5 protein-coding genes are annotated in these 6361 nt (G+C 43.9%); 3 read left to right on the top strand and 2 right to left on the bottom strand.

Annotated elements, in window-relative coordinates:
• The coding region (locus tag J1905_RS23415) for a Fic family protein (RefSeq protein WP_502928763.1) at nt 1–393 on the top strand (393 nt) is incomplete at its 5' end.
• A 146-nt stretch (nt 394–539) separates the two neighbouring features.
• Here J1905_RS23415 and J1905_RS23410 read toward each other — a convergent pair.
• Together J1905_RS23410 and J1905_RS23405 are read right to left on the bottom strand one after the other, a co-directional pair.
• Nucleotides 540–1283, bottom strand: coding sequence for a LytR/AlgR family response regulator transcription factor (locus tag J1905_RS23410; protein WP_214229617.1), 744 nt, complete (start codon nt 1281–1283; stop codon nt 540–542).
• Nucleotides 1280–2359, bottom strand: coding sequence for a sensor histidine kinase (locus J1905_RS23405; RefSeq protein WP_214229616.1), 1080 nt, complete (start codon nt 2357–2359; stop codon nt 1280–1282). Before J1905_RS23405 ends, J1905_RS23410 begins: the two co-directional genes overlap by 4 nt.
• A gap of 201 nt (nt 2360–2560) precedes the next feature.
• Between J1905_RS23405 and J1905_RS23400 the strand changes: the two genes are divergently transcribed.
• Nucleotides 2561–5338, top strand: a complete 2778-nt coding sequence (locus J1905_RS23400) for an outer membrane beta-barrel protein (RefSeq protein WP_214229615.1) — start codon at nt 2561–2563, stop codon at nt 5336–5338.
• A 47-nt stretch (nt 5339–5385) separates the two neighbouring features.
• A complete protein-coding gene (locus J1905_RS23395) occupies nt 5386–6264 on the top strand; it encodes a VanZ family protein (protein WP_214229614.1) in 879 nt (292 codons plus the stop codon).
• Nucleotides 6265–6361 lie beyond the last annotated feature (97 nt).

Genomic DNA, 6361 nt, shown 5'->3' with positions numbered 1-6361 from the left:
ATCATTGCCAATAAAGACGAATATTACTACAATTTGGGTATTGTAACTCAAAGAGGTTCATGGAAACCGTGGATACTTTATATGTTAGAGGCTATAGAGAAGACGGCACTATTAACAAGTCAATTAATTGTTAGTATTCTGGACCAAATGGAGGCTACCCTTGAGCACGCAAGGGGGCGTATAAAATGGTACAATAAAGAGGTTAACGAGGCGATCTTTAGTCAACCTTACATTAAACCTAAGTTTATTGGTGATTTGCTTGGGATTAGCTCAAGGACAACCCTTACTAAATATTTTGCTGAGCTTGTTGATGCAGGTATTCTGCAGGCTACAAAAGAAGGAAAAGAAGTTTTTTATATTAACGGAGATCTGATCTCCATTTTAGAAGGCTAGTTAGCTGCTCTATGGGCTCAGGCAAGAGTTGTCTTTTTTATTGAAAATGGTATTGATAAATGTAAATAATTTTAACTAAATTTTCTCTATTGCTCTGTTAACAGGAGTAGCAACATCAGTTCTTTAATAAATCTATATGTTTTGTATTAAGTCCATTTCTCAAAAAACCGCCCGAAGGCATCTCTATACTGGTTGCCAACGCTGATCAGCTTCTTGTCAATATGAACCGAATTTTTGGTCATGGAAGTAACCTTACCCAGCGAGATGATAAATGAACGGTGTACACGCATGAAACGACTGGGGGGTAATTTTTCTTCAAGTGCTTTGAGGCTGCCAAGCGAAAGGATTGCTTTTTCGGCGGTTTTCAACTGAACTTTTACATAATCTTTCAGGCCTTCAATGTACAGGATGTCATCTAAGGCGATGCGTACAAGCTGATATTCGACTTTCAGAAAAAGATAGTCATTGTCGGCCAGTCCGTTATCACTTGCTGACAGGAAGTTTGAGGCAGGTTTATTGAGCAGTTCAACATAATGCAAGGCCTTATTGGCCGCGTGAAGGAACTCTCCATAATTAAAGGGTTTTAATAGATAATCCAGTGCATCAACCCTATAGCCTTCCAGCGCAAACTGGTTGTAGGCAGTAGTAAAGATAATGCGCGGTTTACCGGCCCCTTTGTTCAGTACTCTGGCCAACTCAATACCATTTAAGTCGGGCATTTGAATATCCAGGAATATGAGGTCGATCTTCTGCGTGTGAATCGCTTTGAGAGCATGTAACGCATCTGCATATTTTCCGGACAAGGTCAAAAAAGGGGTTTGCTCAATGTACTTGCTTACCAGGTCCAGAGCCAGTGGTTCATCATCAACGGCAATGCAATTCAATATCATGACAGGTCAAGGATTAAGTGAACTATATACATATTATCGGTATTGAGCCCGCAAGTCTCAAGTTTATGTTTACCAGGATAAAGCAGGTCAAGCCTCCGGCGGGTATTTATCAAACCAATACCGCTATTGGAATCCAAACTAGCGCTATTATCCTTTAAAACCGAATTTCTGATGGTAATGTCAAGTTCAGTGCTGCGCTGCAAGATTACGATATCAATATGGCTTTTCTGAGTAGTGCTCACACCGTGTTTAAAGGCATTTTCCAGAAAAGGCAAAAGCATCATTGGCGCTATTGGCATGTCCTGCAACTGGACTGGAATATCGACATTTACTTTCACCACTTCGGTGAGCCGCAGCTGCATCAGGTTGATGTAATCTTTCACAAAGGCAATTTCTTGGCTTAGCATTGCATGCCCCTGATGGGTATCGTACAGCAAATACCGCATCATCCGCGAAAGCTTGTGGATGGCCTGTCCGGCCATATCTGCGTCTACCTGGGTAAGTGCGTAGATGTTGTTCATGGTATTAAAGAAGAAGTGCGGATTAATCTGGGCTTTAAGAAAAGACAGTTCTGAACTGATCATCTCTTTTTCCAGTTCCTCACGTTTGCGTTTGTCTTTCTGCCATTTCCTTACTGCGGCCAGGCTGGTGCTGATGCCCAGCACCAGGATCGCCATGACTAAAGTAAACACCTGCAGTATATTTTCTCCGCGGTGTGCCAATATCTGCTTCATCACACGTTTGAGGAAAGCTTCATCAAAAAACTGGTGAAGGTTAAGTAAATGATCACTCCACCCGTCTAAAATTACGATGGCGATGACGACTCCAATGAGCATGGCAATGTAATAACCGGGTTGGTTTTTCAATAAAAAATGCGGCACCAGGATAAAAGCATTTACATAAAAGGCGATCACGAGCAGACTAAATGTGATCACCTGCCTTGTCCAGAACAAATAATGGATATCAACTCTTGAAAAGATCGGCAGATAAAAAAATACCCCAATTCCAAATACGCTCCAGACCAGGATATGTAGTACTATGGTAATCAGTTTGCTTTTTGACAGTGATGACATCATTTTTTTAATAAACGCTGTAATATCACTTATTAGATGATTACTTGCAAATTCAACCGACAGCGGACCGTATTTTACCGATGAACAAGCTCTTATACTCTTTATCGGTTAGAAGACCTGCTCTGTCTATGATCTTCCGCTCATGGTCTATTTCATTTTTTTTGAGCAGCTAATCGGGTTGATTTGTGTCAATTATTCAAAACTATGAGACTTAAACATTTGCTTTTAGCTGTTGTACTGATTTTCACAACTCAGGTTTATGGACAGACCGGCCGCCAGGTAAGCGGCGTGGTAAAAGATTCCTTAGGTGTAGGGTTACCCATGGCAACGGTCAAACTGCTCAGTGTTAAAGACAGTTCAATTGTTGTCGCCAATGCTGAGGGCAGGTTCATTTTCCCTTCGATAATGGTCAACCAGTTTAGCCTGGTGGTTTCTTCTTTGGGCTATCAGGCGGTAAAACGACGCTATACCCTAATTCCGGGTAACACAATAGCCGAATTGGATCCGGTCATTTTAAAAAATGATACCATTTCGCTGAAAGGTGTGACGGTCACCGGTGCTCCTGTAAGGATAATGGAAGACACGGTTGAATACAATGGGGCAGCCTACAAAGTACGTTTGGGTGCGCCAATAGAAGATGCACTCAAAAAAATGCCCGGACTGGAGGTGGCAAGGGATGGCAGCATCTCTGCACAGGGTAAACAGATCAGTAAAGTTCAGCTCAATGGCAAGGATTTTATGGCCGGGGATGTCAAAAGCCTTACCCGCAACCTTCCGGCAGATCTGGTGCAGAATGTGCAGGTTATAGACGATCACGGCGAACAGGCTAAACTTACAGGTGTCAAGACCGGTGAGTCACAGAAGGTACTGAACATCAACATCAGGAAGGACAAAAATCATGGTTATTTTGTTCAGGGGACAGCTGGTGGAGGCCGTGATGCGATTCCCAGTCCAGAAGCCGGGCGCTACGCATCATCGGGCAGTTTATTCAATTTCCGGGATAAGCGCCAGATCACCGTATCGGGCGAGCTGAACAATACCAACACCAGCCTGTTCGACTTCAACGGCGGTAGAAAAAGTCCTGACTTATCTGGTGACAAGCAAAATGGTATCACTACTGCCCGTGTAGCGGGTCTTAATTATCGTAATGACTGGAGTAAAAAACTGACTGCTTATGGAAGTTATAGTATTGCTGTCAATTCTGTATATACGAGTTCGATGGTGGTTCGGGATAATTTGTCGGGCCAGTCGTCCTCGATCCAGAACAGCAGCAGTAGCAGGAACGACCGGAACCTTAACCACCGGTTTAACTTTAATATAGAATACAAGCCGGATACGCTGAATTATTTTAAGTTCATCCCTGCTTTTTCTTATGGCGGTATCCGCAGCAGGGAAACATTTACAGGCAGGTTGCAAGCTGCGAATTCGGATCACACAGTCATATCAGACTATAACGGCAATCTGTATGTAAAATCTTCCGCTCCTAACTTTGGCCTGAATGTATTATACAATCACCGGTTCCATAAACGCGGACGCAATTTTAACGTATTAATGACCGGCGGCAGGACAACAGATGAACAGTATGAGAACCCTGTTTACAATTACCTGGCGGGCAGGGCAGGCGCACCTGTCAACCAACTCATCAATTCACACAGCCGCACAGACAGCGCTGGCGCTTCTTTTTCTTATCTGGAACCTTTAAGCAAGAAATCATATCTCGAATTCAATTACAACTATCACAATGCACGAACTACTGCTGACCGGCTTACAGATACGGTTGCGGAAGCTGGCGCAATTAACCGCGACCCGCATTTGAGTAACGACTATGTTTTCAGATTTATGACCAACCGCTTTGGGGCAAACTACCGGGTGGCCGCAAAGAAATATAATTTTACATTAGGTTTGGCCGCTCAGCCGGCGTTTCTGGAAGGCTCATCGTCGGTAATTGCTCCGGTCCGCCATACCACATTCAATTTTTCACCAGTGCTCCGCTATGTTTATAATTTCACTGATCTGCAGGCACTGGCGTTTAACTTCGAGGGTACGGGCAATGCCCCGGCGTATCGCCAATTGCAGCCGGTAGTTGATTTTTCCAATGCCAGCTACCCGGTCCGGGGTAATCCGGACCTCCTGCCTGAATTCAACAATACTTTCCAGATCCGATACAATAAATTTGGTGACGGAACGGGGAGAACCTTTTTTAGCACCTTGAGTTTCACCCGGGCCGATCGCAAAATTGTGGTCAATACGGTAACCTACCCAGCCAATTATACAGTTGATCCGAGGCTGGCTGGCGCGATATTGACAAATTATCAGAATGCATCCGGGTTTTACAATGCCTCGGCCTATTATGTGCTGGTCGGGGCTTGGGCAAAACGCAAATATACCTGGTTTTTTAACGGGAGACTTTCCTACAATAACAACATCTCTTACCTTACGGACGTGCTGGATGCCATCGGCATAGATCAGGTTATCCAAAAAAATACTGCAAAAAATCTTGTACTTACCCAGGGTGCACGTTTCAGGGTGGATATTGCCGATCTGGTGGATGCGGAAGTGAACGCTAATTATCTGATAAGCCATTCCGACAACTATGTAAAGCATGCCAACCTGAACAATAGCTTTCAGACTATCACCCTTGGTACCAATGGCAAATTTTACTTTTTTAAAGACTGGACGCTAGGCTATACCTATAGTAAGACGATTAACGAAGGCTATCAGAATGCCACAAACCCAAATCTTCTCGATACCTACATAGAGCGTCGTTTTCTAAAACAGAATATGGCTACCATTCGCATTGCAGTCTTTGATCTCTTTAATGAAAATACCGGCTTCACGTCAACCCAAAATGCTTATGCCATTACGCAAAATAATGTCAACCGCCTGGGGCGTTATTACCTGCTGACTTTTACGCTGAGGCTGCAGAATTTTGCCGGAAAGGCTCCAAGAGGGGCTCCAGGCACTGGGGATAATGGAGGTTAAGAATGAGTAAATTGGACATTTAAATTAAATTACAATAAATTAAAGCTATGATAAAACGTATAATATCAGGATTCATTCTCATCGCATATTGCGCGTTCCTGGTCAAAATCATGATTTTTAAAGATGTCCCGTTGATCAGGATTGGTTCACTGATGGTAAATTTTGGAGGGTCACAAACAGGTCCGCCCAACCTAGTGCCCTTCAGGACGATTTTAGCTTACCTGCTCGGTGAGAAGGGGCTGATGATCGGAGCAATTAATCTTATTGGCAACATTATATTACTACTGCCTGTCGGATTATTCTTTGCAATGTTGTACAGCAATACCACATGGAAAAAAATGCTCATTCCTGCAGCTGCAGCCGGGTTCGCGATCGAAGGGATGCAAGTGGTGCTTCAAGTGGGTATTTTTGACATTGATGACGTCATTCTAAACGGTCTCGGAGTGATGGTTGGATACTGGGGTTTTACCATTCTTGAAAAGCGGTTGCGTTCAATGAGCTCAAAAAATGTCAAACTTACTTCGGGCCTGTCCTTAGCGGTAGTTTTTTTATTTGTGGCTTGTGTTGCTGCTATTTATCGCAAGGGTCAGCTGCCGGTCAGTTTTGAACCCGGTGTCCGGGATGTCCAGTCTGATCAGTTGGGTCAGCGAAAAGGTGGAATCGCAGAGGACAAAGACCCCTGTGGCGGTACTGGCGGGCTCGGGAAGATTGTACACATAGGAAATCATGCCATTACCATAGAAAAGAGTGACGGCCTTAAGGAAGTCATTAAACTCCTGGCTCAGACGAAGATCAGAAATTCAGCTGGCGCGCTATCAGAAGAAGATTTGAAAATAGGCAACAGGGCTACAATAGTCACATTCGAATCTGACCGGGACGGAAACAAAATTGCCGCGGCTGTTTTGGTCTGCGGTACCCAAAATTAAAGAATGTGCATGATCGGGAAGATGCTTGCCGGAATAAAAGGGTCTTATCCGTAGGACGAAATCAAAAATCCAGTGACCATAAGTGTTCAACAGGATA

This window comes from Pedobacter sp. B4-66 (assembly GCF_018492665.1).
GTDB lineage: Bacteria > Bacteroidota > Bacteroidia > Sphingobacteriales > Sphingobacteriaceae > Pedobacter.
Note: the sequence above shows the minus strand (reverse complement) of the source record. Positions and strands in the feature narration are given on the sequence as shown.